The following is a 24,495-nucleotide window of genomic DNA, read 5'->3' on the forward strand; positions in this document are numbered from 1 at the left end:
TCAGGATTCCTTGACGATGATGCTGCCCACCAGGGTGGCGATGCGGCGCATGTCCTTGGTGACGTCCACCAGCTGGTTGGCGATGTCCCGGTTGCGGGCATACTGGGCTGACTTCATGTCCTTGAGCATGTCCGCGACCCATACGCGGTGCGTGCGTTCGGCCCGCTTGGCCAGGCGCAGGACCTCGATCCAGTAGTCCTCAAGGTCGTCCAGGTTGTTCAGCCGGCGCATGGCGTCAGCCGTCAGCTCGGCCTGGCGGCTGATGATCTCCAGCTGGTCGGCCGCGCGCTTCGGCAGCCGGTCGAGGTTGTACAGCGCCACCAGTTCGGCCGCGGCGTCCAGCTTCTCAATGGCTTCGTTCAGGCCCTGCGACAGGGCGTACATGTCCTCGCGCGGGAGCGGATTCACAAAGCTGGTGCGCATGTGCGTCAGGAGGGCGAAGTGCAGCTCGGCCGACTTCGCCTCGTGGTTGTGCATGTCCTCCACCAGCCGGTGGTGTTCGGTGGCCGGCGCGCCCAGGATTTCCGCCATGGTGGCGCTGGCAAACACGATTTGCCGGGCCAGCTGCGACAGAAGGTTCAGGCCTGCGGATTCCTGGGGAAAAAGGCGCAGCTTCATGAGTACCGGTCTCCGGAGGATTGTCAGGGCGGGACGCCGCGGGGTCTTTGACTTGACGTCCGAGCCGCAGCTAGTCAGTACTTTACCGGCACCTGCATTGGGGCATAAAAATGGTGCCGAACCGGATACGCCTCTCGGCGGTAGGCCGCTCTGGGCGGCTAAATGTTGAAGCCCGGGGGTTTCGCGGTTCGGCACCTATTTCAGTCTTCTACTTTGGCTGGATCAAGTCAACATTGACAGATCGGGCCTCATGGGTCAGTCGAGCTCACCCAGCCGCCAGGCGTTGGCGGCGTGTTCCAAGTCCTCTGCGGTCTTGACGAGCAGGTGGGAGTTGCGCGTCAGCTTGCGCGCGTGGCTCTCGTTGGAATGCTCCGCGCCGTCCGCGAGCGTTGCCTGGCCGAGCGCCACCACGCGGCAGAATGCGGCGGACCGTTCCAGCGCAACGTCGAAGTCGCCGTCGAAGGCCCCGGACAGGATCGCGTCGGCCATGTTCTTCATTTCGTCGGCGCCCGGCGGCTCGGCGGCGCCGGCCACCACATTGGAGACCTGAGCGGTGTCCTTGCCCGCCTTGAAATAAACGGAGATGCGCTCGGGATCCTGCACGGTTGCCGCGCGGAGGGCATACAGCCGCCACAGCGCACCGGGCAGCGAGCGTGCCGGGCTTTCAGCCCACATCTCGGCGATGGCCTCCAGGCCCTGCTCGTCGGCCAGCTTGACCAGCCGTTTGGTGATGACGGGATCATCGCTGTCCCGCCCGTGGCGCACCAGGGCCTGGGCGGCCAGGTGCGCGGCTTCCGAGACGCGCGCCGGATCGGCGCCGCCTGCGAAAGGCTCGAAATCAATGGGCGCAAAAGGCTTCGGTTTGTGGTGCCGCTCCGCCCCGCCCGGGCCGCTGGTTCCTGCATTCTGGCTCATGGTCCCACGCTACTCCTGCAAAGAACCGGAATCGAGCGTCCCTTGCAGCGCCCGGCCCGTCCTGCACCACAGCTCAAAGTCCTGCCGCTTCCCGGGAAAGACACGTTCGACGACGGCGGCGGGGCGCCGTGCTGAAGTCGCCACGGTCTGGGGTACAGTATTAAACGTCCAGAAATGGACTGGAACTGTTTCGCGTTTTGCAGGCTGTTGAAGCCCGCATTCCGGCAGGCAGTTTGGGCCTTTAGCTCAGTTGGTAGAGCATCGGACTTTTAATCCGTGGGTCGTGGGTTCGATCCCCACAGGGCCCACTCTTTTAGCGAAGAGTGGAAAGTCCCCGGCTTCCTGGCAACAGGAAACCGGGGACTTTTTATTTGCGCCGGCTAACTCGCTGCCGGCAGTGTGTCCTCCGGGGCCAGAAGGCCCTGACGCTCCCGTGCCGGGCAGCCCGGCGGAGCCGCCTCCGCTTCCACAGCCGGGCCAGTCTCCTTGGCGCCGGCGTCCACTTTCGTGACTGCAGTCACGTCCAGCCCAAACAGCGTTTCAAGGGCACCGGTGTATTCGTCCTGCCGGCCGGCCGCCGCCAGCTCGCGCGCCCTCGAGGTGGGCACATGCAGGAGTTGCCGCACCACCCGCCGCAGGGCGAATTCCACCGCTTCGGCAGTGGCCGTGCAGCCGTGCTGGTTCTTCACCCGAGCCACTTCACCCGCCAGTACAGACTGCATGTGTTTGCGCAGCGCCACGATCGCCGGATCAAGGAGCCGCACCTGCCGGTCCTCCTCGAAGCGCAGGGCGGCCTGCCGGACCAGTTCACCGGCCTGCCGGACGACGTCGGTTTGTTCAGGCGGCGAGGCCAGCCGCACATGCTCCAGCGTGATGAGGTCAAGCCCGGGCAGTTCGCCCGCTTCCGGTTCGAAGTCCCGGCTGAGGGCGAGGTCGACGACCACGAGCGGGTCGGCAGCGCCCTGCCGGAAGACGCGAAAGTCCTCGGAGCTGAGCCTGGGGCCGCGGCCGCTGCAGCCGATCACCACATCCGCTCCGCGGACGGCAGCGGGCAGATCCTCGGAGGTCAGGCCGGTGGCGCCGCGGGCTGACGCAAAGGCCTCGGCCCGCCCCGACCAGGAAAACACGGACACCGCCGGGCACGTCCTTGCCGCCAGAAGGGCGAGGGTGGATCCGGCGTAGGCGCCGGTGCCGATGACCACCACGGACAGGCCGGACAGGTCCCGGTGTCCCAGCTTTGAGAGGGCCAGGTCCAGCGCAACGGACACCATGGACCTGCCGGCCTCACCAAGCGCCGTCAGCGATCCGACTTCGCGGGCGGCACGGGAGGCTGCCTGGAAGAGCCGGACCAGTGATCCGCTGGCCGCTCCGGTCTCCTGCGCCGAGGCCAGCGAGCGGCGCAACTGCCCGGCGATTTCCCGTTCGCCCACCACTGCCGAGTCCAGGCCTGCCCCCACCGAGAAGAGATGCTCGGTCAGGGCCGTGCCGGTCAGGCATTTCAGGGCCCGGCCGAGTTCCTCGGGCGAAACACCCGAGCATGCGCTGATGAGACCCAGCACATGTGTCCGGGTGATGCCCGGATCGGCCGCGGGAGCGACGTCGCAATAGACTTCGAACCGGTTGCATGTGGCAAGCACAACTGCTCCCGCGACGCCGTCCAGGTCCGCGATAACGTCCGACGTGATGCGGACGGGTCCCGAACCGAGCCGGGCCAGGAACTCCAGGCCGGATCCCCGGCCTTCCGCGCCGCCAACCGGTTCGGGACCCCCGTCTCCGTACCGGGGAACGGATCCCCGGTACGGTGTGCGGGCATGATGGGAAACCACAAGAGCAAACTGCCGTTCTGACGGGGGTAATCCCTCGATGGATCCCCCTGCACCCTGCAACAATTCGGCCCCCTTCTGCCGCAACGTTCCCCACCCTGTCCTGCCGCAGCCCTTGGTGGCCGCTCCGCTTCCGGACCGGTCCCGCCGGTGGCCGCCGCTTATGAGGACACCGCCGGTTGTCGCTGGGACCAGGCGCCGTTGCCTGGCCCCAGAGCCAAGAGACCATGCAGAAAGGGTGGGGGACCCACCTTGGGAAATTCTTGACGGGCGGGGCGGCCTGCAGTCTGCAACGATGTACCCAAAGAGATGTCCGAGGGGGATGTCTGCCGCGAAAGGGACCCTGCATGGCCGTGACAATGAACGATGTTGCCCGTGCGGCCGGAGTTTCCCTGAAAACCGTGTCGAATGTGCTCAACAACTATGAGTTCATCCGACCGGCCACCCGGCAGAAGGTGCTGGACGCGATTGCCGAGCTTGGCTATGAGGCCAACCTGACGGCGAGGAGCCTTCGATCCGGCAAGTCCCGCATGCTGGGCCTGGTGGTGTCCGACCTCTCCGTGCCGTATTACGCGGAGCTCGCTTCCAAACTCATGACTGTGGCAGCCGCCCGGGACTACCGAGTCCTGGTCGAGCAGTCTGCGGCGACCGCGGCCAACGAGCTCACCGCCCTGCAGGGATCCCTGAGCCAGCTGACAGACGGCCTCTTGTTCACGCCGCTGGTGCTCGACGCGGACGCCGTGGCCGCCGCCCGCCGCGGCACCAAACCCCTCGTGATGCTCGGCGAGCACATCGACGACCCGAGGTTCGACCTCGTCACCATGAAGAATGTCGGCGCGGCCAAAGCCATGACGGCCCACCTGCTGGCGGGAGGCCGGCGTCGTATCGCGGTGATCGGTGCCTCTCCCGGGGACCGTGCCGGTTCGCCCGGACTTCGGCTGGCCGGATACCGGGAGGCGCTTGCCGACGCGGGGGTGGACTTTGACCCGGCCCTGATTGTTCCGTCGGAGTGGCGCCGTGACGGCGGCTCGTCGGCGGTGGCCAGGCTCCTCGAGGGCGGCCAGCCGTTCGACGCCGTCTTTGGACTGAACGACGCCCTGGCTCTGGGCGCGATGCACGAACTCCTGCTCCGCGGGGTCAGGGTGCCCCAGGACGCAGCCGTGGCCGGGTTCGACGACATCGATGAGGCGCGGTTCTCGTCCCCGTCGCTGACCACTGTTGCTCCCGGCATGAATGAGATCGCCGAGCGGTCCGTGCAGCTGCTGATCGAGCGGATCGAGGGATCCGGGAAAGCCGCCGAAGGCACGCATGTGGAAGCACAATTTGAACTGAGGATCCGTGCCTCGGCCCCCTAGGATTTTCCAGCCCGGGTTTCGCAGGGTCCCCGAACGGGTACGTCACCGGCACCGGCACAGTGAACGAAAGATGCACCCATGATTGCCCTGCTCATCATCGACATGCAGAACGCATACTTCGAAGCGCCGGAACTGGCAGCCCAGCGGGAGCGGCTGGTCGCCGCCTGCAACACGCTGCTGGAGGGGTTCACGTCCAGCGGACACAAGGCGCTGCTGGTTGGCACCGAGCACGAGCGGGACAAATCAACGTGGACGCTGAGCATGCTGGACGACGACCAGGGCTTCATCTTCCGCGGCAGCAAGCAGGCGGATGCTGTGCCCGGCCTCACCACCGACGGCCTGCCGCAGCTAAGCAAGACGCGGGACAGCGCCTTCATGGGCACCAACCTGCTGTCCCGGCTGCGGAACTGGGGCGCCGATGAAGTGGTGCTGGCCGGCGTCTCCACACACAACTGCATCGCCCAGACCGGAGCAGACGCCTTCGCCCACAACCTCCGGGTTACGTATGCGCAGGACGCCATGGCGTCGGAGGACAGCCAGGACGCAGCGGACATGCTGCGCATCCTGTCCACCACGTACCGCCAGCCTGTCCAGTCGAGCGATGAGATCCTCGCCCGGCTCAGCGGAGAGCAGAGCGGAGGCCGTTGAGGGGCGGGGCCGCTGGGGGCCCGGCCTGATGCTCCGGAAACGTGGTGGAAACGAAGGGGGCCTAGTCTGGGTCCCACGCGCAGGCCGTTGAAGGGAACCTCATGCATCTGCTGCCCCGTGAGCAGGAAAAACTCATGATCGTGGTCGCCGCCGACCTCGCCCGCAGGCGCCAGTCGCGCGGTCTCAAACTGAACTATCCGGAAGCCGTGGCCATCATCAGCTACGAACTGATCGAGGGTGCCCGGGACGGCCGCACCGTGGCTGAGCTCATGAGCTACGGCGCCACGCTCCTCAGCCGCGACGACGTCATGGAAGGCGTGCCGGAGATGATCCACGACGTCCAGATCGAGGCCACCTTCCCTGACGGCACCAAGCTCGTCACCGTCCACAACCCCATCCGATAGGGGGCGCCATGATTCCCGGAGAGTATGTCCTGCGTCCTGAACCGCTGGTCCTCAACGCGGGCCGCGAGGCGATCGACGTCGTTGTCCTCAACACCGGTGACCGGCCCGTGCAGGTGGGCTCGCATTACCACTTCGCGGAGGCGAACCCGGCGCTGCAATTCGACCGCGACGCCGCCTATGGGCGGCGCCTGGACATCCCCGCCGGCACCGCCGCGCGGTTCGAACCCGGCGACGGAAAGACTGTCCGGCTGATTCAGTTGGCCGGCAGCCGCGAGGTTTACGGCCTGAGCAACGCGGTGAACGGCAGCCTCGGCGCCGACCGGGACGGCATTGACCGGAGCGAGGGAGACCAATGAGCTTTGAATTGTCCCGCAGGCAGTATGCGGACCTTTACGGCCCGACGACGGGCGATGCCATCCGCTTGGCGGACACCGACCTGTTTCTCGAGATTGAGAAGGACCTCACGAACTACGGCGAGGAAGTGGTGTTCGGCGGCGGCAAGGTCATCCGGGACGGCATGGGCCAGAACGGCCAGGCCACCCGGGACGGGGACGTCCACGGGGGAGCCGTGCCGGACACCGTCATCACCAATGTGGTGGTGCTGGACTACACCGGGATCTACAAGGCCGACGTGGCGCTGAAGGACGGCCACATCCTTCGGATCGGCAAGGCCGGAAACCCGCAGATTGCCGATGGCGTGGACATCGTCATCGGCGCCAGCACCGAAATCATCGCCGGTGAGCGGAAGATCCTCACCGCCGGCGGCGTGGACACGCACATCCACTTCATCTCCCCGGACCAGGTGCCCACCGCCCTCACCAGCGGCGTGACCACCATGGTGGGCGGCGGCACCGGACCGGCCGAAGGCACCAAAGCCACCACGGTCACCCCCGGCAAATGGCACATCCAGCGGATGCTGCAGGCCACCGAGGGCGTGCCCATCAACATCGGGCTGCTCGGCAAGGGACACGCTTCCGCCCTCGAGCCGCTGGCCGAGCAGATCCGTGCTGGCGCGGTGGGCCTCAAGGTCCACGAGGACTGGGGATCCACCACCTCCTCGATCGACAACTCCCTGAAGGTGGCGGACGAATACGACGTGCAGGTGGCCATCCACACCGACACGCTCAACGAATGCGGCTTCGTGGAGGACACCATCCGCGCAATCGGCGGGCGCGTCATCCACACGTTCCACACCGAAGGCGCCGGGGGCGGCCACGCACCGGACATCATCAGGATCGCCGGCCTGCCGAACGTTCTTCCCGCCTCCACGAACCCCACGCTGCCCTACACCCGCAACACCATCGAAGAACACCTTGACATGCTCATGGTGTGCCACCACCTCAACCCGGACATCCCGGAGGACGTGGCCTTCGCAGACTCCCGCATCCGGGCCGAGACCATCGCGGCCGAGGACGTCCTGCAGGACCTCGGCATCTTCGCCATCACGTCCTCGGACTCGCAGGCCATGGGGCGCGTGGGTGAGGTGATCACACGCACCTGGCAGGTGGCGGACAAGATGAAGAAGCAGCGCGGCGTCCTGAAGGACCCCACCGGCGAAGCGCACGGCTCTGCGGACAGCGACAACTTCCGGCTGAAGCGCTACGTGGCGAAATACACCATCAACGCCGCCATCGCGCAGGGCATGGCCGACTCCATCGGATCCGTGGAGGAGGGGAAGTTCGCGGACCTGGTGCTCTGGGACCCGGCGTTCTTCGGCGTGAAGCCCGAGTTGGTCCTCAAGGGAGGCCAGATCGCCTACGCGCTGATGGGTGACGCCAACGCCTCCATCCCCACCCCGCAGCCGCGCACCATGCGCCCCATGTTCGCCACGTTCGGCAAGGCCGTGCAGCAGTGTTCCATCACATTCCTGTCGCAGGCGGCCATCGACGCCGGGGTGCCGGAAGAACTGGGGCTCCAAAAGAACATCCGCCCCGTGTCGGGGATCCGCACGCTGTCCAAGGCCGACCTCAAGTTCAACGACGCCACGCCGGACATCCAGGTGGACCCCGAAACGTACCAGGTGAGCGTGGACGGCGAGGACGTGACCTGTGAACCGTCGGACGTCCTGCCCATGGCGCAGCGCTACTTCCTCTTCTAGGAGACTCAGATGATCATCGAAAAAGTCCTCGGCAACCTGCATGAGCAACCCGCCGAGTCTTACGTCGGCCTGCACCGGGAGAAAGTGGTCCTGCCCAGCGCCCAGCTGGTCAAGCGCATCCAGCGCGTCACCACCGACCACGGCAACGAGCTGGGCATCAGGCTTCCGGCGGGATCGGCCGACCTCCGCGACGGCGACGTGCTGCACCTGGCCGAAACCAACATGATCGTGGTGTCCGTGCTGCCCACCGACGTCCTGGTGATCGCCCCACGCACCATCCACGAGATGGGCACAGTGGCGCATTCCCTCGGCAACCGGCACCTGCAGGCGCAGTTCTTCAACGCGTCGTCCGAGTACGGTGCGGAAGTCATGGTGTGCCAGTACGACCACACCGTCGAGGATTACCTCAAACACGTCGGCGTCCCCTACGGCCGCCAGGAACGCGTCATGCCAGTGCCATTCCGCCATGCTGAACACAGCCACTAGCTACCAGCTGGCCCTCCGGCAGCTTACTGATTCCTCGCTTCCTACCGGGGCGTTTGCTCACTCATTGGGGTTTGAGACCTACATCGAACGGGGGGCCGTTCATGATGAGGAGTCCTTTGGGGTGTGGCTGGGGGCGTTCCTCTCGCAGCAGTTGACCTATTCGGATGCTCTGGCCATGCGGTTCCTGTATGAGGGGTGGGATGTCCTCGAGCTGGATGGGCTGCTGACCGCGCAGCTCTTGCCGCGGCAGGTGCGGGAGGCCAGCGTCAAGATGGGGAACCGGATGCTCGAAATCGGCGCGGAGGTGTTCCCGTCACCCGAACTCTCGGAGTACCGGGCATTGGTGAGCGGCGGCCGGGCCGCCGGCCACCAGCCGCTGGCGTTCGCCGTCGTCGCCCGTTCACTTGGGGTTCCGCAGGCGGATGCGATCGCCGCGTACCTTTTCGCCACCGTCACCTCGCTGACTCAAAACGCCGTCCGGGCCGTCCCCCTCGGGCAGACCGCCGGCCAGCGGGTGCTGCGGAAAGCGCACGACGCCGTTGCTGCCGCCGTCGAGCGGGCCGCCCGCCTGACGCCGGACGACTTCGGGGCGGTCAGCCCCGGACTGGAGATTTCGCAGATGAGGCACGAGCGTCAACGTGCCCGCATGTTCATGAGCTAGCAGGAGGACAACATGACTGAACCCGTCAAGATCGGCATCGGTGGCCCCGTCGGCGCCGGAAAGACGCAACTGGTGGAACGGCTCACGCGCCACATGAGCGCGGAGATTTCCATGGCCGCCATCACCAACGACATCTACACGATCGAGGATGCGAAGATCCTCGCCGCCAACGGCATCCTGCCCGAGGACCGCATCATCGGCGTCGAAACCGGCGGCTGCCCGCACACCGCCATCCGCGAAGACACGTCCATGAACACCGCGGCGATCGAAGAGCTCAAGAAGCGGCATCCGGACCTGCAGGTGATCTTCGTGGAATCCGGCGGCGACAATCTCTCCGCCACTTTCAGCCCCGAGCTGGTGGACTTCTCGGTCTACATCATCGACGTCGCGCAAGGTGAGAAAATCCCGCGGAAGGCCGGCCAGGGCATGATCAAGTCCGACCTCTTCATCATCAACAAGACAGACCTCGCCCCGCACGTCGGAGCCGACCTCGCCGTCATGGAACGAGACTCCAAGGAATTCCGCGGCGCAAAGCCCTTCTGCTTCACCAACCTCAAGACGGACGAGGGCCTCGAGCACGTCATCGAATGGATCCGGCGCGATGTCCTGATGCTCGACCTGGCCCAATGAGCACGATCCCGTTGGCGCTCCCTCAAGGTGGCGAAGCCGACGGACGTACGTGTGCGCCAATGGGGGAGCTCGCCCTGCGCATCGAGCATCGTGGAGGCAGGTCCATTGCGTCGCACCAGTACCATCGTGGCGCCTTGCGGGTTTTGCGGCCGCACTATCTGGATGACAGCGGCCAGGTTTGCTACGTCGTCGTGAATCCTGGCGGGGCTTATTTGGGGGCCGACCTGTACGTTCTGGATGTGGAGGTGGGTGACGGGGCCGACCTGCTGCTGACCACGCAGTCGGCGACGAAGATCTACCGGACCCCTGGATCGTTTGCCGAGCAGCGCATGACCGTCCGGCTGGGGGAGGGCTCGCGGCTGGAGCTGGCGCCGGACCAGGTCATCGCCTACCGGGAGGCCAGCTACCGGCAGGCCACCCACATCACGGTACGGCCGACGTCGAGCCTGGTGATGGCGGAGGTGATCACGCCGGGGTGGTCCCCGGACGGGGCCTCCTTCCGGTACGAGGAGCTGCGGCTCCGCAACGAGATCCGCGTGGAGACGGGCGAGGGCACCCGGCTGCTCGCCCTGGACAACCTGCTGGTCCGCCCGCCGCTCGACGACGTCACCGGCACCGGCTTCATGGAGGGCTACAGCCACCTGGGTTCGCTGGTGGTGGTGGACGCCCGCGTGGACCAGGCGCTCGCCGACGAACTGCACCGGCTGGCGGAAAAGTTCGACGCCTACACAGGGGTCTCGCTCAGTGCCACAATGGACGGCATCACGGCCCTGGTGCTCCGGTCACTGTCCAACAGCACCGAAAAACTCAATACGCTACTGGGTGGCTGCAGCGGCCTTCTCCGTCAACGCTGGTATGGCCAAGCGCCCCTGAACCTCAGGAAGTACTGATGACTACCTTGACCCAGTTCGCAGCCATGTACCGCGAGCGTGAGCAGTTGCCGCTCCGGACGCGCCTGCTGGCCACCTTTGGTGCGGTAGGCATCCTGCATCTCGCCGCCGTCGTGCTCCTGGTAGCCGGCACGGCAGCGCCGGGGCAGCCGCTGGCGTTCGGACTGGTGCTCACGGCGTACCTGGCCGGCATCAAGCACAGCTACGACTGGGACCACATCGCCGCGATTGATAACTCCACGCGGAAGTTCGTGGCCCAGCGGCAGGATCCCACTAGTGTGGGATTCGCTTTCAGCCTCGGGCACAGTTCGGTGGTGATCCTGGCCGGGGCACTGGTGGTTTCGGGGGTGTCGCTGGTGGGCAGGTTCATGACCGAGGGCAGCACCGAAAACCTGGTCCTGGGTCTGATCGGCAGCGGCGTCTCGGGGCTGTTCCTGCTGGCCATGGGGATCTTCAACGGGTCGGCGTTTCTCGGTGCCGCGAGGTCCTACCGCAGGGTCCGCGGCGGCGGAACGGTGCTGCCCGGGGAGCTGGAAGCCAAGGGCTTTGTGGCCCGCCTTATGGCCCGGCCACTGTCGAAGGTGCGGCGGCCCAGGAACGTGTACGTGATCGGGTTCCTGTTCGGGCTCGGTTTTGATACGGCAACCACCATCGGACTCCTGGTGATGACGACGGCGGCATCCCTGGCGGGCGTTTCGCCCGTCGCGCTGCTGGCCCTACCGCTCGCTTTCACCGCCGCCATGACCCTGTGCGACACGGCGAACGGCGTGGCCATGATGCGGATGTACAAGTCCGCCATCCATGATCCCCTGCGCAAACTGGGGTTCAACGCCGTCATCACCGGGCTCTCGGCACTGACCGCGCTTTTCGTCGCCGGAATAACCCTCGCTGGCTTCGTCAACGCGGCGTTCGGCCTGAAGGACCCGCTCACTGCCTGGCTGGCCGGGATAGATCTGGGCGATGCCGGGCTGCTGCTGGTGGCTGCCTTCCTGGCGCTGTGGGGAGCGGCAACCCTGAGGGCGCGCCGGAGGGCTGTTTCCTAGCCGCCCAGCTTCGCCCGAAGTCCGCCGATGACCACGTCCAGGCCGAAATCGAAGGCGTGCCCGCCACGCTCCTCTGACGGTCCGGCATTGCCGAGCGCGCGTTTAAGCGTGGGGTAGCCCTCCGCCGGCGGATCCCACACCACTTCCGGCGCCGCCAGGTCCAGGGCCGCGCCGAGGGCGAAGCTGTCGATGGTGGAGATGGCCGCCACGACGTCACGCCCGCGGAATCCCGCACTCTCCAGGGCAAGCGCCAGGTCCTCATAGAGGCCGATGACCGCCGGATCGGTGATGGACTGCAGCACCAGCAGCGGTGCCAGCCGCGGATGGCGGGCAAAGGCGTCCCGGTAGGCGCGGATCAGGACCCGCAGCGCGCCCTCCCACTCGCTGTGGTCCACGGGCGGGTACGGCTCCTCGGTGATGATCCGGTGCCGCAGCAATTCCAGGATCTCGTCCCGGCCGCTGACGTGGTTGTAGATGGAGGACTGGCTGACGCCGATCTTTTTCGCCAGCTTAGGGAAGCTGAAGTCGCCGCTCTCATCGACCAGCTCCAGCGCGGCCGTCGTCAGGGCCTCCACGGATATCAGCGGGAGGAGCGGGCGCCCCATGGAATCTCCTGTCTGCAGCTCTGGAACATCGGAACCCAGCCTAGTCTCCGGTTTCTGTTGTGGCCGCTTTTGCGAAAGCTATTGTGCTCCGCGCCACACGCCCTCATACTAAAACGAAAGCCTTTCGTTTAGTCGGGCTTTCCCAGAAAGGACGGACCAGTGCCGGATATCCAAACCAGACCTCCGGCGTCGTCTGCGGACGGCGCCCTCAAGCGCAATGCCCTGGGCACGGGCGGGATTGCCTTCCTCGTCATTTCGGCGGCAGCGCCGCTGACCGTCATGGCGGGCGTTGCCCCGGTGGCCATCAACGTCGGCGGCATCGGCGCCCCGGCCGGCTACCTCCTGGCAGGCATCGTGCTCACCCTCTTCGCCGTCGGCTTCATGGCCATGACCCGGCACGTGAAGGCAGCCGGCGGTTTCTATACCTACATCTCGCTGGCCATGGGCAAGACGGCGGGGCTCGCCTCGGCCATCCTGGCGATCGTCTCCTACAACTGCCTCCAGATCGGCGTCTACGGCCTCTTCGCCGTCCAGACCCACGACATGCTTAAGGTGGTCTTCGGGCTCGAGGTCCCCTGGCCGGCCATAGCCCTGGCCGCCGTGGCCGCCGTCTGGTTCCTCGGCTACCGCGGCATCGACGTCGGCGCCAAAGTGCTCGGCGTGCTCCTCGTGGCCGAGACCGGCATCCTGGCCCTGATGGGGGTGGGCATCCTGGGCAGCGGCGGAGCGCACGGAATCAGCGCGGGCTCCTTCAGCCCGGAGAACGCCTTCGGGCCGGGCGTCCTGGCCATCCTCGGCATCTGCTTCGCCGCCTTCATGGGCTTCGAGTCCACCGTGCTGTACCGCTCCGAGGCCCGTGATCCGGACAGGTCGGTGCCCCGCGCCACGTACATCGCCGTCGGCTTCATGTCCGTGTTCTACGCCTTCATCGTGTGGGCCGTGGTGCAGGCCTACGGCGAGGACCGTGCCGTGGAAGCCGCCGGGGAGCTGGCCGGCGGCATGTTCTTCCAGACGATCAACCACTATGTGGGTCCCTGGGCCGAGGTGGCGATGTACATGCTGATCGTCACCAGCGTCTACGCTTCCCAGCTCGCCTTCCACAACGCGATCAACCGCTACGTCTACATGCTGGCCCGCGACGGCGTGCTGCCGGCCTTCCTGGGGCGGACCCACCCGAAGTTCAAATCACCGCACCGGGCCGGACAGCTGCAGACGGTCCTGGCCGCCGTCGTCATCACCATTTGTGCGATCCTGAACGCCGATCCCTACCAGCAGCTGCTGATCTGGGTGAACACCCCGGGGATCTTCGGCATCGTCGGGCTGCAGGGCCTGGTGTCAGTGGCCGCCTTCCTCTATCTGCGCCGGAATCCCGACGCCGCCACGCACCGGCTGATGGTCCCGCTCAGTCTGGCGTCGGCCATCCTGCTCTTCGGCGTGGTGCTACTGATCGGTTTCAACATCGAACTGCTTACCTTCGCCGACGCGCTGACCAACACCATCCTCATCCTGGTGACGCCCATCGTCTTTATCGCGGGCCTGCTGGCCGCCCGCTGGGTGCGCCGCAACCGGCCGGAAACCTTCGCCCAGATCGGAAGCTTCGAAACCCATGAATCCTGATGTGATCATCCTTGCCGGCACCATCCACACGATGGACGGCATGCTGCCGGCGAGCCCAGTGCCGCAGGCCGTTGCCGTCCGGGACGGCGTGATCGCCGCCGTCGGGAGCCGTGCGGATGCGTCCGGGTGGCCATCGGCGGAGGTCATCGACTTCGGTGACGCCGTGCTGACCCCCGGCCTGGTGGATTGCCACATCCATCCTGTCTTCGGGCTGGAACTGACCCGCGGCTGCGACCTGTCCGGCGCCGCGGACCTGGCAGCGGTGCGCGCACTCTTGCGTGCCGAGGCAGCGGCAACAGCGCCAGGCGAGTGGGTGCGCGGCTGGGGCCTGGACCCCAACGTGTTCGGATCCGCAGCCGCCCACCGCGGGCTGATCGACGACGCAGTCGCCGGAGGGCCGTGCCTCATCCGGCTGTTCGACGGGCATTCCGCGCTGGCCAGTTCCCGGGCCCTCGACATCGCAGGGGTCACCGGTCCACGCTCCTTCGACCAGGCCGCCGAGGTGGTCTGCGACGGAAGCGGCAGGCCGACGGGGCTCCTGCTGGAGGCGGCCGCCGTCGACCTCGTTGCGCGGGTGATGCCTGCCGAGTCCTTCGCCGAACGGAAGGCGCGGCTCGCGGAACTGCTCACGCAGTTCTCACGGTCCGGACTGACCGGGGCACACGTGATGGACTGCGGCGACGATTCGCTGGAGCTTTACCGGGCGCTCGAAGAAGAGACCGACGGCGGCCTGCCGCTGCGCCTGCGGATCTCGCCGTGGTGCATGCCCGGTTCCGGTGAGCCGGACTGGCGCGGGCTGGCCGAGCAGATCGGCGTCGGCGGACGGCGCTGGCAGGTGGCCGGCATCAAGCTGTTCGTCGACGGCACGGTGGACAACGGCACGGCCTGGCTGTTTGAACCCGATGCCTATGGCGAGTCGGTGGCACCGTTCTGGCCCCGGCCCGAGGAGTACACCGAGGCGGTGCGGTACTTCGCCGGGCGCGGCATTCCCACGGCCACGCACGCAATCGGCGACGCCGGGGTGGCCGCGGTCCTGGACGCCTTCGAGTCCCTGCCTCCGGGCTTACCGCGGGCCGTGCACCGGATCGAACACCTCGAGACCGTTCCGGACGAGCTGATCAGGAGGTTCTCCCGATCCGGCCTCATCGCCAGCATGCAGCCGACCCACTGTACGCACTACTCCCGCGCCGACCACTCGGACAACTGGTCCACCCGGCTCGGGACGGAAAGGGCCAACAACGCCTGGCGGTGTGCGGACCTCCGCGCCGCGGGAACCGTCCTGGGGCTCGGATCCGACTGGCCGATCGCCCCCTTCGAACCGCTGCCCATCCTGGCGGACGCGCAATTGCGACGGCGGTCGGGCCGCCCGGGTGAACAGCCGGTTGCGCCCGGCCAGGCACTCACGGCCCGTCAGGCGCTCGAAGGCTACACCTCGCATGCCGCCCGGGCTGCGGGGGAGTGGCAGGTTGCCGGCTCCATCACAGTGGGCAAGCGCGCCGACTTCACCGTGTTCGACGTGGATCCGCTGGCGGCTGCACCGGATGACCTCGCAGCGGCCCGCGTCCTGGCGGCATTCGTGGACGGGCAGGCGCAGCACTCGGCAGTCGGGACCGGCAGGCAGCTGTCCTAGGTCCCCAGCTGTCTTAGGCCACAGCTGTCCTAGGAGGTGATGGGCTCAAGCCGCCTGCGCAGGAGGCAGAACTCATTGCCCTCGGGGTCGGCGAGGACGTGCCATTGCTCGTCGCCGGTCTGCCCGACGTCGGCGGGACGGGCGCCGAGGGCCAGCAACCGTTCCAGCTCGGCGTCCTGGTCCCGGTCGACGGGGTTAACGTCGATGTGCAGGGGCAACTTTCCGGTCCGGGGGTCGCTGCTGGGGCTCAGGATGATGGTCGGCTGCAGGCCGCCGAACCCGGCGTCGGGCGGGCCGATCTCGATCGCGCCATCCTCCCGGTCGAGCTCGACGTAGCCAAGGACCTCACTCCAGAACCGTGCGAGCAGTTCGGGGTCGGTGCAGCTGAGGACAAGTTCGCTGATACGGCATGCCATGAACCTCAGTGTACGGAGACGCCCGGCGCGGATGCGGTGATTATCCGCATCCGCGTGTGGCGGCGCTGGGCACCGGTCCTGACGTACCCGCGCGATCTCTTAGGCGACGGCGGACGCTACGTCCTCGGGCAGATCCGCCAGGAGCTCGGCCGCCGTGGGCGGATTGGCTCCGGGGCGCCGCACGGTGATCGCGGCGGCCTTCGAGGCGGTGCGTCCCAGGGTTTCCAGCACGGCCGGCGCCAGGCCGTCGGTTCCCCGCGCAAGCAGGCCGTAGATCAGCGCCGCCATGTAGGAATCGCCGGCGCCGATAGTGTCGGCCACGGCGGACCGGACGGCCGGCACCGTCAGCTGCAGGTCGGCAGTGGCAAGCAGGGATCCCTCGGAACCGCGCGTGACCACCGCGAGCCCCGCCCCCAGCCCCAGGATCCGTGCTGCGGTGTCCTCGAGCTGCAGGTCCGGGTACAGCCACCTGGCATCCTCGTCGCTCAGCTTGACCACGTCGGTGAGCCGGACCAGCTCTTCGAAGATGGTCCGCGCCTCAGCCTGGCTGCCGAGGAGCGCGGGGCGGATGTTGGGATCGTAGGTGACCACGCACTCGCGGTGTGCCTGCTCCAGGAGGGTCCTGACTGCTGCCGCCCCCGGAGCCAGGAAGGTCGCGATCGAACCGGTATGGAGGATCTTGGGAAGAGAGGCCGGGGCTACCGGCGGCAATTCCCAGCGGATGTCGAAGTCGTAGGTTGCGGAGCCGTCCGCGGCCAGCGTCGCAGTGGCGCTGGCCGTCCGTCCCGGTGTCCTGGAGCCGGGCAGGAGTGCGACGTCGGCGCGCTGCAGGTGCGCCTCGATGGCCCGCCCACGGTCGTCGTCGCCGATGGAGGTGAGCAGCGCGGTCCGGATGCCGAGCAGGCCCAGCCCGTAGGCAACGTTCGCCGGCGACCCGCCCGGGTGCTCAACGGCACCTTCGGCAGTGGCCACGACGTCCACCAGCGCTTCACCGATGACGATGACTTCCGGGGTTGCTATACGAGTTGCTGAGTCAGCAGTTCCTGCGTTGGCGGTTCCGGGGTTGGAGGTTGGGATCACGGTGGGCCTTTCATGGAGCCGTCCGCGGGCCGAAGCCGGCCCGCGGACGGAGGTGGTGACGTGCTGGTTCTATGGTGGGGCTGGTTTGGTGAGGCAGGGTTCTGGGTGGCGCTGCCTGGTCAGGCTGTGGCGGCGCCGGTCATGATTGCCACGGCGTCGGTCATGCTGTGTGACTGCGGGGTGATGGTGGCCGCGCACTTTCCGAGCCGCTGGATGTGGATGCGGTCGGCGACGTCGAACACGTGGGGCATGTTGTGGCTGATCAGGATGACCGGCAGGCCCCGGTCCCGGAGATCGCGGACCAGCTGCAGGACCTGGTTCGACTCCCGGACGCCAAGTGCCGCCGTCGGCTCGTCGAGGACAACCACCTTGGAACCGAATGCCGCGGCGCGGGCCACTGCCACGGCCTGCCGCTGGCCGCCGGACAGGTTTTCCACGGGGACGGTCACGTCCTGGAGTGTGGAGATCCCGAGTCGGGTCAGTTCTTCCTTGGCCTTGCGGCGCATGCCCTTGGTGTCCAGGACGCGGAAGATCTTGCCCAGCGGGCCGGGCAGCCGTTCTTCGCGGCCCAGGAAGAGGTTGGAGGCAACATCGAGCGCGGGGGAGACGGCCAGGTTCTGGTAGACAGTTTCGATGCCGTGTACGCGGGCGTCCTGGGGGCGCTTGAAATGGACGGTTTGTCCGGAGACCTTCAGTTCGCCGGAGTCCGGGACCTCGGCGCCGGTGAGGCACTTGATGAGCGTGGACTTTCCTGCGCCGTTGTCGCCGATGATCGCCAGGACTTCGCCCGGGTACAGGTCGAGGCTGACGCCGTCCAGGCCCACGACGCGTCCGAAGGTCTTGACGAGGTTCCTGGCCTGCAGGATCGGCTGGCGGACCGGGGTCTTGGCCGGCTGGAATTCTGTGGCGGTCATGATTTCACCTTTCGGATCCACTGGTCGATGGACACAGCGAGGATGATAAGGATGCCCACGGCGAGGGTCTGGTACAGCACGTCGAGGCCCGCCAGCGAGAGGCCGTTGCGGAACACTCCGACGATCAGCGCCCCGAGAAGGGAGCCCCAGATGGAGCCGCGTCCGCCAAAGAGGCTGGTTCCGCCGATGACGACGGCGGTGATGGAGTCGAGGTTCAGGTCCACGCCGGCGTTGGGGCTGGCTGCGTTCGTGCGGCCGATCTGGATCCACGCACCAATGGCCAGCACGGCTCCGGCCGCGAGGTAAACGCTCATCAGGACCCGGTTCACCGGAATACCGGCCAGGCGGGCGGCTTCCTTGTCATCGCCCACCGCGTAGACGTGCCGGCCCCAGGCGGTCTTGCCGAGGATGAACGCAACAGCGATGTAGAGCAGGAGCATCATGACCACGCCGGTGGAGATCCGTACAGGGCCGACCGGGAACGTGCTGCCCATCCACGTCAGCAGGCCGGGCATGGCCGAGCCGCGGACTGTGGAGCCGCCGGAGTACAGAAGCGTCACGGCGATGAAGATGTTCAGCGTTCCGAGCGTGACGATGAACGGGGGGAGCCGGAACCTGGTGACCAGGAAACCGTTCAGCGCCCCCGCTGCCAGACCCACAACGAGGCCGAGGAGGAGAGCGAGCGGAGCGGGCGTGCCGCTTCCGACGGCCAGCTGCGCAACCACCATGGACGAGAGGATCATGACAGCGCCGACGGAGAGATCGATGCCGGCGGTGAGGATGATGAGGGTCTGTGCGATTGCGAGGGTTCCTACCACCGAGACCTGCTGGGTGATCAGGGACAGGTTCTCGACCCGCAGGAACCTCTCATTGAGGAGCCCGAAGACCACCACCGCAACAAGCAGGACAATGGCCGGGCTGAGTGCGGGATAGCGGTGGAGGATGTTGCGGATTCGGCTGAGCGGGGTCTGGCGGTCGAGGAATTCCTCGGCCGGGTCGGCATGGCCTGCGGCGGGAGGGCCGGCGGTCTGTTGCTGGGTCACGGTTGCTCCTGAACTTCAAGGTCCTGCTGGGGTTGGTTCGGCTGGGGCCGGTGCGGCGGCTGCTGTTTTTGCAGTTAAATTCTCCTGCTGTGAACCGCGGGAAGGTACTGCATCTTCAGCACCTTCCCGCGGTGCGAGGGCAACGCTGGCTACTTGCCCCAGCAGATCTTGGAGGCCTCTGACGTGGTGATGCTCTTGACGCCGTCGGCGGCCTTGTCCGTCACGAGCTCGACGCCGGTGTTGAAGAAGTCCAGGCCTTCTGAATTCGCAGGCTTCTTGCCGGTCTTGGCCAGCTCAACGATGGCCTTGACGCCCAGTTCCGCCATCTTCACGGGGTACTGCTGGGCGGTGGCGCCGATGACGCCGGCCTTGACGTTGTTGACGCCTGAGCAGCCGCCGTCCACCGAGACCACCAGAACGTCCTTTTCCTTGCCCGCGGACTTCAGGGCTTCGAAGGCGCCTGCCGCGGCAGGTTCGTTGATGGTGTAAACAACGTTGACGTTCGGGTTCTTGGCCAGAAGGGTCTCCATGGCGGTCCGGCCGCCGTCCTCGGCGCCCTGGGTGGCCTGGCTGCCCACGATCTCGTAGTCGCCGCCCTTGCCGCCGGTGTACTTGCCGGTCTTGGCCTCGTCACCGTTCTTCTTCTTGTCCGCGGTGTCGATGCCGAGGCCGGTGAGGAAGCCCTGGTCCCGGTTGTAGTCGACCGATACGACCTTGTCGTCGAACAGGTCCAGCAGCGCGATGGTGGCCTTCTTTCCGCCAAGCTGCGCGGCGGTCCATTTGCCGATCAGCTCACCGGCGGCGAAGTTGTCGGTGGCGAAGGTGATGTCGGCGGCGTCAGCGGGGTCCGGCGGTGTATCCAGGGCGATGACAAACAGTCCGGCGTCCTTGGCTTTCTTCAGCGCATCGACGACCGAAGGGCCGTTGGGCGTGATGAGGATGCCCTTGTCGCCCTTGGAGATGGCGTTTTCGATTGCCTGGATCTGGGTCTCTTCGTCGCCGTCGGCCTTGCCGGCTGCGAGCTTGAGGTCCACGCCATCGGTTTCGGCGGCCTTCTTGGCGCCGTCCTGCATGGAAACGAAGAACGGGTTCGAGGTGGTCTTGACGATCAGGGACACACCGACCTTCTCACCCGAAGAGCTTCCGGCTGACGAGGTGCTTGGGGAACTCCCGCCACAGGCGGTGAGGCTGAGCGTGCCGAGGGTCAGGACTGCACCGATGGCAAGCAGGCGGTGAGTAACTGTCCGCGGGGCTTTGGAACTCAACATTGAATCTCCTGGTTTCGTGGCACTTATGGTGCCTGACAACGATGTCATGCATCATGTAATCAACATCACAAGGTACAGTCAAGAGAAATTCGATGATGAAGGACCCCTTTATGACAACGATGTCTAATCGTTACCAGCCTGATACGGCAAAGAACCGGCCCACGATGCGCCACGTCGCGGCACTCGCCGGCGTCGGCATCAAGACCGTCTCCCGGGTGATGAATGATGAACCGGGGGTGTCCGAGGCAACCCGCCAGCGCGTGCTCGGCGCCTCCCAGCAGCTCAACTACCAGCTGGACATGGCAGCGGGGAGCCTTCGCCGGGCCGGCCGCCGGACCCTTTCCATCGGCCTCCTGCTGCCAAGCGTGTCCAACCCCTTCAGCGGTGAGATTCACCGTGCCCTGGAGGACTCCCTGGCCGCCCGAGGCATTGCGGTCTTCGCCGCCAGCCTCGATGACGACCCCGAAAGGGAGAAAGCCCTGGTTGCCGCCTTCCTGGGCAGGCGCGTGGACGGCCTGGTCCTGACGCCTATCGCGAAAAGCCAGTCCTATGTCATCCCGGAGCATTCACGCGACCTGCCCATGGTCTTCATCGACCGCGAACCTGTGGGCATCGAGGCGGACGCAGTGGTGACGGATAATGCGGTGGGATCAGCCCTGGCCGCCAGTCACCTGATCGCACAGGGCCACACGAAGCTCGCCTATCTCGGTGACCGCACAGATATCCAGACGGCCCGCGAACGCCGGCGCGGCTTCATCGAAGAAGTCGGCAGGGCGGGCATCGCGACCTCCTCGGTTCCGGTGCTCGAAGGCCTCCACGACGAGGATTCGGCGAGGCGGGCCGCCCTTCAGTTGCTGACGTCGGAGGACCCGCCCACGGCCATCTTCTCCAGCCAGAACCTCGTCACGTTCGGCGTCATGCGGGCGCTGAAAGAGCTCGGCGCCAGTAAGCGCGTCGCCCTCGTCGGCTTCGACGACTTCACCCTGGCCGACATGATGGAGCCAGGTGTGACCGTGATTGCCCAGCACCCCGAGCGGATCGGAAAACTGGCCGCCGAACGCCTGCTGGCCCGGATCGACGGTGACCACAGCGCGGCGCAGACCTACGTCGTCCCCTCAGAGCTCATTACCCGCGGTTCCGGCGAACTGCCCCCGCCGGAATGAACTGCCCCCGCCGGAATGAACAGCCCGCCGGATTGAACCAAACCACCAAACCCACCCCGACAGGAGAACCATGACCAAGACGCTCTACGCCGAATTCACCGTTAAGCCCGGCAGCGAAGTCCGGGTTGCTGAAATGATGCGCGAACTCACCGAGCAGGTGCGCCGTGAGCCCGGCAACCAGCTGTTCCTGCCCTACACCCGGGAAAGCAACCCCCGGGAGTACTTCGTTTTCGAGGTGTATCGCGACGATGCGGCCTTCCAGGAACACATCACGGCGGATTACGGTGCCCGGTTCAACGGGGAGCTCGCGGACCATATTGAGGAGGACGGTTCGGTGCTGACCTGGCTGCAGCCGGTCCACTAAACCGGCGCCGCCTCGCCACAAAGACCGCCCGGCCAGGACGGTGCGTACCAGGACGCTGCGTACCGGGGCGGTTCGTACTAGGGCGGTGCGTAACGGCCCGGTCCGGCACGAATAAGGCCGGTGTCCGCAGGGTTCTGCGGACACCGGCCTTCCGTTTACCGGCAGTTACTTCCTGTTCTTGGTGGGCACTTGCGCTGCCAGGAACATGGACTGGCTGAGCGGCGTGACGGTCAGTGACTTCAGCCGGGCGGTTCCCCCTTCGGCGAAGAGTGCCACCTGGTTGGCTCCCTGTTCAGGGAAGACCTGGTCCGTGATGGTCCGCAGGCCGTTCTGGGCGAACACCTCCACCGAGGACCGGTCCACGTAGATCCGCAGCGTCACGTTGCCGCTGGCGTCCACGGTCACGGGGGCGGAGTCAACCGAAACGAAGAGCGGGTGGAAGTCAGTGCTGCCGGAGTTGCTGCGGTCAACGTACAGCTCCCCGGTTGCCTTGTCGTAGCCGATGACCGTCGATTTACTGCCGTTCCCCAGCACTGTGATTCCGGCCTTGGACGCTGATCCGGGGGCAAACGTCACGTCGATCCGCTGCACGTCGCCCGAGGCTGCGGACGGCAGCGCGTGGGTGCCGGCGGGAATGTTCCGAGCCCGTTTTTCGGCGTAGCTTTGCTTTGTGCCGAGGCCATCCACCTGCTGGACTGCCTTCTGCGTCAGCCGCGGACCGTTGGCCGTCTGCGTGAGTGCCACTTCGCGGGGCAGGGACATGGCGCTGCGCCAGGGCGAGGTCGGAATGTTGTTGGCGTAGTCCCAGTTGTTCATCCAGCCGAGCATGGTGCGCTTGCTCTGCGGCATGTTGTTGAAGGACACGGACGCGTAGTAGTCCCGGCCGTAGTCGAGCCAGTCGTAGGTCTGGACACGCGGCGTGGCCGGCTGCGGGGAGGCGACGAATTCGTCGGCCAGGATGTGGCCCCAGCCGAAGCGGTTGTTGTCCACCACCCGGATGCTGGCCTGCCGCCCCCTGAACTCGGAAACGTTCCACGACGCCCAATCCAGGACCTCGCTGTTAGCCCCGGTGGCCGACCTGACCACCTTGCCGTCCACCACGAGGTTGACGGTGGTCTCATCGGAACGGGGCACTGCGGCCTGGTCCGTCAGCATGACGTGGTCCAGGGTGAGGTGTCCCCAGCCGCCCGTGGCCTGGTCCACGATCCGGAGCTGTGCCTGCTGTCCGGCGAACTCGGATACGTCCCAGCCCTTCCAATTCAGGGCTCCAGCGTCATCGCCGGCGAGGCTGCGGACCACGTTGCCATTCACCAGCAGCTGCGCTTCCAGCGTCTGCCCGGAGCCGGCCGTGCGGTGTCCGCCGCCCACCAGCATGCTCATGAAGTTCCGGTTTACCGTGAACGACGGCGACGTCAGGGTTCCCTGCCTCTCGTCGCCGGGCGCGCCTGCCGTATCGAACGTGTTGATCCGCTTGGCGCCGATATAGAAGTCGCCGCCGGAGGTTGCCGGCTGGAACGCCGGTGCCAGATCCCCGGTTCCTGTCCACCCGGCGTCGGCCAGCGTGGAGCCGTCCGGTACCTCAAAGCCGTTGAACAACAGGTCCCCGGGTGGCGGGGTGTTGTCCAGCTTGTCCGAGACCCGCGGGTGCTGTCCGCCGCCCACCAGGAAGTTGAGGTAATCGCTGTCCACGGTGAACTGCGGCGAGGTCATCGACCCCAGCGGCCAGTCGCCGTCGTTGAATGAATTGATCAGGCCGGCGCCGGCAAAGCCGGTGACGGCGTTCTGCCCGGCAATCGTACCGGAGGCGGGTGCCCCGGCGAATGGCCCGTCCTTCCAGTTGCCGGGTTCGTTGTTCACCGTCCAGCCGTTGTACGTGCCGTCGTTGAAGCCTGCCAAGGGAGTGCCCGCGGGCAGCGCGTCACTGGCCTTCGTTGTCTCCGAGGTGAATGTGGTGCCGTCAAAATTGCCCACGAAATACTGCCCTGCCGAGCCGCCGGCCACGCCTCCCGGGTTGATGTTGACCACCATCACCCACTTGACGTTCGCGGGGTCGCCGTCGACGGCAAGCGGGAACAGGTCCGGGCATTCCCAGAGCCCGCCCGTGGCATTCGCCGGGCCGAACTCGCTGAGCGGCGTCCAGTCCTTGAGGTTGCCGGACTTGTACAGCACCACCTTGTGCTCGGCGGCCTCGACGGCGGTCATCACCCAGTAGCCGCCTCCGCCGGGGGAGTCGTACCAAAACACCTTTGGGTCCCGGAAGTTCGCCGAGTTGCGGTTTAGCACCGGGTTGCCGCTGTACTTGGTCCAGGTCTTGCCCTCATCCAGGCTGTACGCAAGGGATTGGGCCTGCAGCCCTTTGTATGGTGAGGCATCCTTGTAGGCGCTGGTGAAGATCGCTACCAGAGGAGGGTTCTCGGCCGTGCCCAGGCCGGAGCTGTTGTTCTTGTCCACCACCACGCTGCCGGAGAAGATGTCCTGCTGGTCGTCGGTGGCGATGGCCAGGGGCTGCTCCTTCCAGTGCACCAGGTCTGTTGACGTGGCGTGTCCCCAGGACATGTTGCCCCACTGGTTGCCGGACGGATTGTGCTGGTAGTAGAGGTGGTAGACGCCCTTGTAGAACACCATCCCGTTGGGATCGTTCATCCAGTTCTGTTCTGGCGTGTAGTGATAGGCCGGCCGAAACTGCTCGTCGCCGGCAGTGCCCGCCGCCGTTGCCGTCGCTGCTCCGGCGAGTACCGTGGCCAGGCTGAGACCGGCCACGGTCAGAGCGGTACATAGCTGTAGTCTTCCGAATTTTCTCTGGTGCATTGTGCTGGTTTCGCCC

24 protein-coding genes and 1 tRNA gene are annotated in these 24,495 nt (G+C 66.4%); 15 read left to right on the forward strand and 10 right to left on the reverse strand.

Features of this window, described 5'->3' with window-relative positions:
• Both AC57BR_RS14290 and AC57BR_RS14295 read right to left on the reverse strand, forming a co-directional pair.
• Positions 1 to 618, reverse strand: coding sequence for a DUF47 domain-containing protein (locus AC57BR_RS14290; RefSeq protein WP_496361642.1), 618 nt, complete (start codon positions 616 to 618; stop codon positions 1 to 3).
• A 255-nt stretch (positions 619 to 873) separates the two neighbouring features.
• Positions 874 to 1,533, reverse strand: a complete 660-nt coding sequence (locus AC57BR_RS14295) for a hypothetical protein (RefSeq protein WP_377995434.1) — start codon at positions 1,531 to 1,533, stop codon at positions 874 to 876.
• 235 nt (positions 1,534 to 1,768) lie between these two features.
• Here AC57BR_RS14295 and AC57BR_RS14300 point away from each other — a divergent pair.
• Positions 1,769 to 1,841, forward strand: a tRNA-Lys gene (locus AC57BR_RS14300).
• Between the two features lie 72 nt (positions 1,842 to 1,913).
• On the opposite strand, the gene AC57BR_RS14305 is transcribed toward AC57BR_RS14300, so the two are convergent.
• Positions 1,914 to 3,257 (reverse strand): glutamyl-tRNA reductase, encoded by a 1,344-nt coding sequence (locus AC57BR_RS14305; protein ID WP_496361860.1) that lies wholly within the window; start codon positions 3,255 to 3,257, stop codon positions 1,914 to 1,916.
• Between the two features lie 446 nt (positions 3,258 to 3,703).
• Here AC57BR_RS14305 and AC57BR_RS14310 point away from each other — a divergent pair, with 446 nt between their 5' ends.
• The 10 genes from AC57BR_RS14310 to AC57BR_RS14355 all read left to right on the forward strand — a co-directional run bounded on the left by AC57BR_RS14310 (position 3,704) and on the right by AC57BR_RS14355 (position 11,571).
• The gene (locus AC57BR_RS14310) at positions 3,704 to 4,711 is read left to right on the forward strand and encodes a LacI family DNA-binding transcriptional regulator (RefSeq protein ID WP_496361644.1); all 1,008 of its coding nucleotides are present in this window, start codon (positions 3,704 to 3,706) and stop codon (positions 4,709 to 4,711) included.
• Positions 4,712 to 4,789: 78 nt separating this feature from the next.
• Positions 4,790 to 5,359 carry a cysteine hydrolase family protein gene (locus AC57BR_RS14315; protein WP_496361646.1) on the forward strand — a complete coding sequence of 190 codons (570 nt, stop codon included), beginning with the start codon at positions 4,790 to 4,792 and terminating at the stop codon, positions 5,357 to 5,359.
• 101 nt (positions 5,360 to 5,460) lie between these two features.
• Positions 5,461 to 5,763 (forward strand): urease subunit gamma, encoded by a 303-nt coding sequence (locus tag AC57BR_RS14320; RefSeq protein ID WP_496361648.1) that lies wholly within the window; start codon positions 5,461 to 5,463, stop codon positions 5,761 to 5,763.
• A gap of 8 nt (positions 5,764 to 5,771) precedes the next feature.
• Positions 5,772 to 6,119 (forward strand): urease subunit beta, encoded by a 348-nt coding sequence (locus AC57BR_RS14325; RefSeq protein WP_496361650.1) that lies wholly within the window; start codon positions 5,772 to 5,774, stop codon positions 6,117 to 6,119.
• Positions 6,116 to 7,861, forward strand: a complete 1,746-nt coding sequence (ureC, locus tag AC57BR_RS14330; protein ID WP_496361652.1) for an urease subunit alpha — start codon at positions 6,116 to 6,118, stop codon at positions 7,859 to 7,861. The genes AC57BR_RS14325 and ureC overlap by 4 nt, the downstream gene beginning before the upstream one ends.
• A 9-nt stretch (positions 7,862 to 7,870) precedes the next feature.
• Complete coding sequence (ureE, locus tag AC57BR_RS14335; protein WP_496361654.1) at positions 7,871 to 8,347, forward strand: urease accessory protein UreE; 477 nt, start codon at positions 7,871 to 7,873, stop codon at positions 8,345 to 8,347.
• A complete protein-coding gene (locus tag AC57BR_RS14340; RefSeq protein ID WP_496361656.1) occupies positions 8,328 to 9,008 on the forward strand; it encodes an urease accessory protein UreF in 681 nt (226 codons plus the stop codon). Before ureE ends, AC57BR_RS14340 begins: the two co-directional genes overlap by 20 nt.
• A 12-nt stretch (positions 9,009 to 9,020) precedes the next feature.
• The gene (ureG, locus tag AC57BR_RS14345; protein ID WP_496361658.1) at positions 9,021 to 9,638 is read left to right on the forward strand and encodes an urease accessory protein UreG; all 618 of its coding nucleotides are present in this window, start codon (positions 9,021 to 9,023) and stop codon (positions 9,636 to 9,638) included.
• Entirely contained in the window at positions 9,635 to 10,528 is an 894-nt protein-coding gene (locus AC57BR_RS14350) for an urease accessory protein UreD (RefSeq protein WP_496361660.1), read from the forward strand. The genes ureG and AC57BR_RS14350 overlap by 4 nt, the downstream gene beginning before the upstream one ends.
• Complete coding sequence (locus AC57BR_RS14355) at positions 10,528 to 11,571, forward strand: HoxN/HupN/NixA family nickel/cobalt transporter (RefSeq protein WP_496361662.1); 1,044 nt, start codon at positions 10,528 to 10,530, stop codon at positions 11,569 to 11,571. Before AC57BR_RS14350 ends, AC57BR_RS14355 begins: the two co-directional genes overlap by 1 nt.
• Here AC57BR_RS14355 and AC57BR_RS14360 read toward each other — a convergent pair.
• Positions 11,568 to 12,176: a TetR/AcrR family transcriptional regulator gene (locus AC57BR_RS14360; protein WP_496361664.1), complete on the reverse strand. Its 609-nt coding sequence runs from the start codon at positions 12,174 to 12,176 to the stop codon at positions 11,568 to 11,570. The genes AC57BR_RS14355 and AC57BR_RS14360 overlap by 4 nt on opposite strands.
• Before the next feature lie 159 nt (positions 12,177 to 12,335).
• Between AC57BR_RS14360 and AC57BR_RS14365 the strand changes: the two genes are divergently transcribed.
• Complete coding sequence (locus tag AC57BR_RS14365) at positions 12,336 to 13,793, forward strand: APC family permease (protein ID WP_496361666.1); 1,458 nt, start codon at positions 12,336 to 12,338, stop codon at positions 13,791 to 13,793.
• Positions 13,783 to 15,423: an amidohydrolase gene (locus AC57BR_RS14370; RefSeq protein WP_496361668.1), complete on the forward strand. Its 1,641-nt coding sequence runs from the start codon at positions 13,783 to 13,785 to the stop codon at positions 15,421 to 15,423. Before AC57BR_RS14365 ends, AC57BR_RS14370 begins: the two co-directional genes overlap by 11 nt.
• A 29-nt stretch (positions 15,424 to 15,452) precedes the next feature.
• Here the strand turns inward: AC57BR_RS14370 and AC57BR_RS14375 are convergent, their stop codons facing one another.
• The 5 genes from AC57BR_RS14375 to AC57BR_RS14395 all read right to left on the reverse strand — a co-directional run bounded on the left by AC57BR_RS14375 (position 15,453) and on the right by AC57BR_RS14395 (position 20,144).
• Positions 15,453 to 15,839, reverse strand: a complete 387-nt coding sequence (locus AC57BR_RS14375) for a VOC family protein (protein WP_496361670.1) — start codon at positions 15,837 to 15,839, stop codon at positions 15,453 to 15,455.
• A gap of 99 nt (positions 15,840 to 15,938) precedes the next feature.
• Positions 15,939 to 16,859, reverse strand: a complete 921-nt coding sequence (locus tag AC57BR_RS14380) for a carbohydrate kinase family protein (RefSeq protein WP_496361862.1) — start codon at positions 16,857 to 16,859, stop codon at positions 15,939 to 15,941.
• A gap of 179 nt (positions 16,860 to 17,038) precedes the next feature.
• On the reverse strand, positions 17,039 to 17,833 hold the full coding sequence (locus AC57BR_RS14385; RefSeq protein ID WP_496361672.1) for an ATP-binding cassette domain-containing protein: 795 nt from the start codon (positions 17,831 to 17,833) through the stop codon (positions 17,039 to 17,041).
• Positions 17,830 to 18,876 (reverse strand): ABC transporter permease, encoded by a 1,047-nt coding sequence (locus AC57BR_RS14390; protein ID WP_496361674.1) that lies wholly within the window; start codon positions 18,874 to 18,876, stop codon positions 17,830 to 17,832. Before AC57BR_RS14390 ends, AC57BR_RS14385 begins: the two co-directional genes overlap by 4 nt.
• A gap of 149 nt (positions 18,877 to 19,025) precedes the next feature.
• On the reverse strand, positions 19,026 to 20,144 hold the full coding sequence (locus AC57BR_RS14395) for a substrate-binding domain-containing protein (protein ID WP_496361676.1): 1,119 nt from the start codon (positions 20,142 to 20,144) through the stop codon (positions 19,026 to 19,028).
• Positions 20,145 to 20,308: 164 nt separating this feature from the next.
• Here AC57BR_RS14395 and AC57BR_RS14400 point away from each other — a divergent pair, with 164 nt between their 5' ends.
• Both AC57BR_RS14400 and AC57BR_RS14405 read left to right on the forward strand, forming a co-directional pair.
• On the forward strand, positions 20,309 to 21,307 hold the full coding sequence (locus tag AC57BR_RS14400; RefSeq protein ID WP_496361864.1) for a LacI family DNA-binding transcriptional regulator: 999 nt from the start codon (positions 20,309 to 20,311) through the stop codon (positions 21,305 to 21,307).
• A 70-nt stretch (positions 21,308 to 21,377) separates the two neighbouring features.
• Complete coding sequence (locus AC57BR_RS14405; RefSeq protein WP_496361678.1) at positions 21,378 to 21,671, forward strand: putative quinol monooxygenase; 294 nt, start codon at positions 21,378 to 21,380, stop codon at positions 21,669 to 21,671.
• Positions 21,672 to 21,836: 165 nt separating this feature from the next.
• Here the strand turns inward: AC57BR_RS14405 and AC57BR_RS14410 are convergent, their stop codons facing one another.
• Entirely contained in the window at positions 21,837 to 24,479 is a 2,643-nt protein-coding gene (locus AC57BR_RS14410) for a GH32 C-terminal domain-containing protein (protein WP_496361866.1), read from the reverse strand.
• Between the last annotated feature and the right edge of the window lie 16 nt (positions 24,480 to 24,495).

It is taken from the genome of Arthrobacter sp. BGA-UO-ETr-C19, from assembly GCF_059568005.1.

Bases quoted from the DNA above. Each gene is read 5' to 3' on its own strand.
- AC57BR_RS14350 (WP_496361660.1), top strand. From the start codon at position 9,635: ATGAGCACGATCCCGTTGGCGCTCCCTCAAGGTGGCGAAGCCGACGGA.
- AC57BR_RS14405 (WP_496361678.1), top strand. From the start codon at position 21,378: ATGACCAAGACGCTCTACGCCGAATTCACCGTTAAGCCCGGCAGCGAA.
- ureG (WP_496361658.1), top strand. From the start codon at position 9,021: ATGACTGAACCCGTCAAGATCGGCATCGGTGGCCCCGTCGGCGCCGGA.
- AC57BR_RS14295 (WP_377995434.1), bottom strand. From the start codon at position 1,533: ATGAGCCAGAATGCAGGAACCAGCGGCCCGGGCGGGGCGGAGCGGCAC.
- AC57BR_RS14370 (WP_496361668.1), top strand. From the start codon at position 13,783: ATGAATCCTGATGTGATCATCCTTGCCGGCACCATCCACACGATGGAC.
- AC57BR_RS14375 (WP_496361670.1), bottom strand. From the start codon at position 15,839: ATGGCATGCCGTATCAGCGAACTTGTCCTCAGCTGCACCGACCCCGAA.
- AC57BR_RS14385 (WP_496361672.1), bottom strand. From the start codon at position 17,833: ATGACCGCCACAGAATTCCAGCCGGCCAAGACCCCGGTCCGCCAGCCG.
- ureC (WP_496361652.1), top strand. From the start codon at position 6,116: ATGAGCTTTGAATTGTCCCGCAGGCAGTATGCGGACCTTTACGGCCCG.
- ureE (WP_496361654.1), top strand. From the start codon at position 7,871: ATGATCATCGAAAAAGTCCTCGGCAACCTGCATGAGCAACCCGCCGAG.
- AC57BR_RS14325 (WP_496361650.1), top strand. From the start codon at position 5,772: ATGATTCCCGGAGAGTATGTCCTGCGTCCTGAACCGCTGGTCCTCAAC.
- AC57BR_RS14340 (WP_496361656.1), top strand. From the start codon at position 8,328: ATGCTGAACACAGCCACTAGCTACCAGCTGGCCCTCCGGCAGCTTACT.
- AC57BR_RS14360 (WP_496361664.1), bottom strand. From the start codon at position 12,176: ATGGGGCGCCCGCTCCTCCCGCTGATATCCGTGGAGGCCCTGACGACG.
- AC57BR_RS14310 (WP_496361644.1), top strand. From the start codon at position 3,704: ATGGCCGTGACAATGAACGATGTTGCCCGTGCGGCCGGAGTTTCCCTG.
- AC57BR_RS14395 (WP_496361676.1), bottom strand. From the start codon at position 20,144: ATGTTGAGTTCCAAAGCCCCGCGGACAGTTACTCACCGCCTGCTTGCC.
- AC57BR_RS14315 (WP_496361646.1), top strand. From the start codon at position 4,790: ATGATTGCCCTGCTCATCATCGACATGCAGAACGCATACTTCGAAGCG.
- AC57BR_RS14410 (WP_496361866.1), bottom strand. From the start codon at position 24,479: ATGCACCAGAGAAAATTCGGAAGACTACAGCTATGTACCGCTCTGACC.
- AC57BR_RS14355 (WP_496361662.1), top strand. From the start codon at position 10,528: ATGACTACCTTGACCCAGTTCGCAGCCATGTACCGCGAGCGTGAGCAG.
- AC57BR_RS14400 (WP_496361864.1), top strand. From the start codon at position 20,309: ATGCGCCACGTCGCGGCACTCGCCGGCGTCGGCATCAAGACCGTCTCC.
- AC57BR_RS14320 (WP_496361648.1), top strand. From the start codon at position 5,461: ATGCATCTGCTGCCCCGTGAGCAGGAAAAACTCATGATCGTGGTCGCC.
- AC57BR_RS14290 (WP_496361642.1), bottom strand. From the start codon at position 618: ATGAAGCTGCGCCTTTTTCCCCAGGAATCCGCAGGCCTGAACCTTCTG.